This is a genomic window from Capnocytophaga sp. oral taxon 329 str. F0087, assembly GCF_000213295.2.
Taxonomy (GTDB): domain Bacteria; phylum Bacteroidota; class Bacteroidia; order Flavobacteriales; family Flavobacteriaceae; genus Capnocytophaga; species Capnocytophaga leadbetteri_A.
Window position 1 is genome coordinate 32,738 of the sequence record NZ_KN390006.1, and the last position, 2,807, is coordinate 35,544.

Annotated in this window: 3 protein-coding genes and 1 pseudogene; all 4 read left to right on the top strand. The window is 34.2% G+C overall.

The genetic code is table 11. The features are described 5' to 3' along the window. Positions 1-651 (top strand): SH3 domain-containing protein (locus HMPREF9074_RS06545; RefSeq protein ID WP_034540053.1); only part of this gene is annotated, 651 nt, incomplete at its 5' end. A 479-nt stretch (positions 652-1,130) separates the two neighbouring features. After that, the gene (locus HMPREF9074_RS06550) at positions 1,131-1,670 is read left to right on the top strand and encodes a hypothetical protein (protein WP_034540056.1); all 540 of its coding nucleotides are present in this window, start codon (positions 1,131-1,133) and stop codon (positions 1,668-1,670) included. A 154-nt stretch (positions 1,671-1,824) separates the two neighbouring features. Next, on the top strand, positions 1,825-2,349 hold the full coding sequence (locus HMPREF9074_RS06555) for a TetR/AcrR family transcriptional regulator (RefSeq protein ID WP_009388891.1): 525 nt from the start codon (positions 1,825-1,827) through the stop codon (positions 2,347-2,349). 12 nt (positions 2,350-2,361) lie between these two features. Continuing rightward, positions 2,362-2,807: pseudogene (locus HMPREF9074_RS06560) on the top strand (CPBP family intramembrane glutamate endopeptidase); the annotation flags it as partial.

The window sequence follows — 2,807 nt, forward strand, 5'->3', positions numbered from 1 at the left end:
CAAGGTCCTTTTGGAGATTATGCCGTAGTAAAAGACAAAGACGGCTATGTAAACATTCGCGCTAAAGAAAGCGTAAAAAGCAAAATTGTAGGTACGCTACCTGCTAATACCCTTGTGAATGTTTATTTTTTGGAAGATGAACCTACTCCTCCCAATTGGATTGCTGTAGATAAAGGCTATGTGCATAAAAGTCGCCTAAAGATGATTAGCGAATTTCCTTCTATTGGCAAAGGGAAAGAGCAAGGCAATAGTATCACCATTGCTGGTAAAGGCATTAGTGTAACCCTTACCAAACAGCCATTTGACAAAACCAAGCATAAAATTACCAAGAAAAAGCATAAAGAGTATAGTGAGTATATCATTGACGGGAAACGGGTACAAGGACTAGATAATGATGAGTTTCTACCTAAAGACCATTACAAGAGTATCACTGTAACTATCAATGGCAAAAACGTACCTATCCCTAAAAGTGCTTATGATGATTTGTATGAGATTGGCATTTGGGACACTAACAATTTTGCGTATTACGATGAGGAAGACGATATCCTTTATATCATTGCACATAATGGCGATGGGTATCTTGCTTACGAAGTGTGCTGGCAAATAGTAAAAGGTGAGTATAAAACCCGTATTATAGGAGAACCTTTTTAATGATATTGTACTTGTAGGGACGTTTATATAGTAATTCAAAAAAAAATTAACAACTAAAATTTACCAAAAATATGGCATCAACAAATAATAAACTTAAAGTACAAGATGTTGAAATAAATATCAGAGTGATTAATGAAGCTGATTATATAAGTTTAATTCCCCTGAATTCGGGGGAATTTAAAAAGTGCGAACACTGTTCGCACAATTCAATATTGTAAAACTGAGATTTGAAAATCAGTGATTTCCAAATTATAAAATATTGATAATAAGGTTGTTTTTCTCAGAAAGTTTTTAATACTTTACGGGAGATTTTAAAAAGTTAGTGATATGAATTTAGATGCAATAGATTACTTGCTATGCAATTTTGCAGAATGAAAAATTCTTTTTCAAAGAGTTAAAAGCATTGTTATATAAAAAGCATCTCTGATAATTACCTAAATAAACTAATAGTCATCTTATTAGCAACAACAATCATTCCTATGCAAGCACAAGAAGTCAAAGAGAATTTTTCTCAGTATTTCATTAAAGCCTTTACAACAGACCAGCAAGTGATAGAGGCTACTATTACTTTTTATAGAGAAGATAGAGGAAATTCCACAGTGTTATTAGATATGTTTTCTAAAGATGAAACGTTCACCTATATGGGCGGAAAAGTAAAGGTTTTTGTAATGACTTATCAGGACACGCTTAATCATCATTACGAAATGGTTTCAAATGAGGTAAGGTCGCTATTCTATATCCTTCGCAAGCGTTTAGAACAGCAGGGCATAAAACTATTGATACAAGGGGCAAGGCGTCATTATTATATGATTCGGCATTTCAAACAGAATTTTCGAGCGGTAAAGTTAGTTTTAGGAAAAAGGTATGATTATGATACTGCCGAAATAATAAATATCTTTGATCCCGAGAACGATTTTTCACAAATAGCTACCGTTCAGGAGCAAGAAGAATACTTAAACCAATGGTTTGAAAGTATTACAGGAGTAAAATACGATGGAAATAAGAGAGTTAGTGAATAATAAAAGCCAAAATCCCTTTTTAATACAAACAGAAATAGAAAATACATTTAAATTTTTTATTTTCTTTTTTTTCGAAAAACTTGCAGGTTCAAAAAAATGTACTACTTTTGCAAAAATAACAGGTGTTATATTATGTCTGTTATAGTGAAAAATTATGCCAAAATCAACAACAATAACGCAAGAAGTAATTATAGGAACTGCTTTTGAAATGGTGCGAAAGGAAGGCTTTGCGGTGCTTTCTGCCCGAAATATTGCTAAGCAAATAGGTTGCTCTACTCAGCCCATTTATTGGTGCTACAAAAATATGGACGACCTGAAAGCTGAAATCTGCAAAAAAGCTCTTTCACATCTTCAAAATGTAATACTAGGTTATTCAAAAACAGGCAATACTCTTTTAGATTTAGGGCTGGGGTATGTGCGAATGGCACATATTGAGCCTGCTTTGTTTAAGGCTTTTTATATGGATAATGTTACGAATGCAAAACTTATCGATATTTTTCCTGAAAGCCGACGAGTGGTAGAAATAATAAAAAATAGTGAGGAATACCGAAGCTTATCTTTTCAGGAACTGAAAAATAACATTGCTAAGGCTTGGATGTTGGTGCATGGTATCGCTTCATTGGTGGCAGTTGGTATGCTTGTTTACGATGAAGATAAAATCTTAGAAATTTTAAAATAAACCTACCATAATATGAGAACCAATAAAAAAACACTTCGGAATGTAACTCTATTTAGCTTGGTAGCCATCTCTTGTGGATGGATAGGCATTGGGTTAAACCACTTACTTGGTGAGCCTTCTACTTTAGAGTCTTTGGGATCAGGGATTTTTATTGCTACTCCTATTGTGTGTATGATTTTGCTTCGCATTTTTGGTGGTGATGGTTGGAAAGATTTCCCTTTAAAACCTCGTTTTAAGCAAAACATTCGCTGGTATATCTTTGCTATTGCACTCTATCCCGTGGTTATTGGCATAACGCTGTTTGTTGGTAAGCTATTAGGATGGGTAGATGTGAGCAAGTTTAGTGTTGCTGCCTATCTCCCTGTTTTTGCGGCTGCTTTCTTACCCATTTTTATCAAAAATATTTTAGAAGAGACAGCTTTTCGAGGCTATCTGACAGTAAAAATGGAACAACTCAC

What these genes read in the sequence shown, in the direction of transcription:
- HMPREF9074_RS06550 (WP_034540056.1), top strand. Translation starts at nt 1,131, where the DNA reads ATGCAAGCACAAGAAGTCAAAGAGAATTTTTCTCAGTATTTCATTAAA.
- HMPREF9074_RS06555 (WP_009388891.1), top strand. Translation starts at nt 1,825, where the DNA reads ATGCCAAAATCAACAACAATAACGCAAGAAGTAATTATAGGAACTGCT.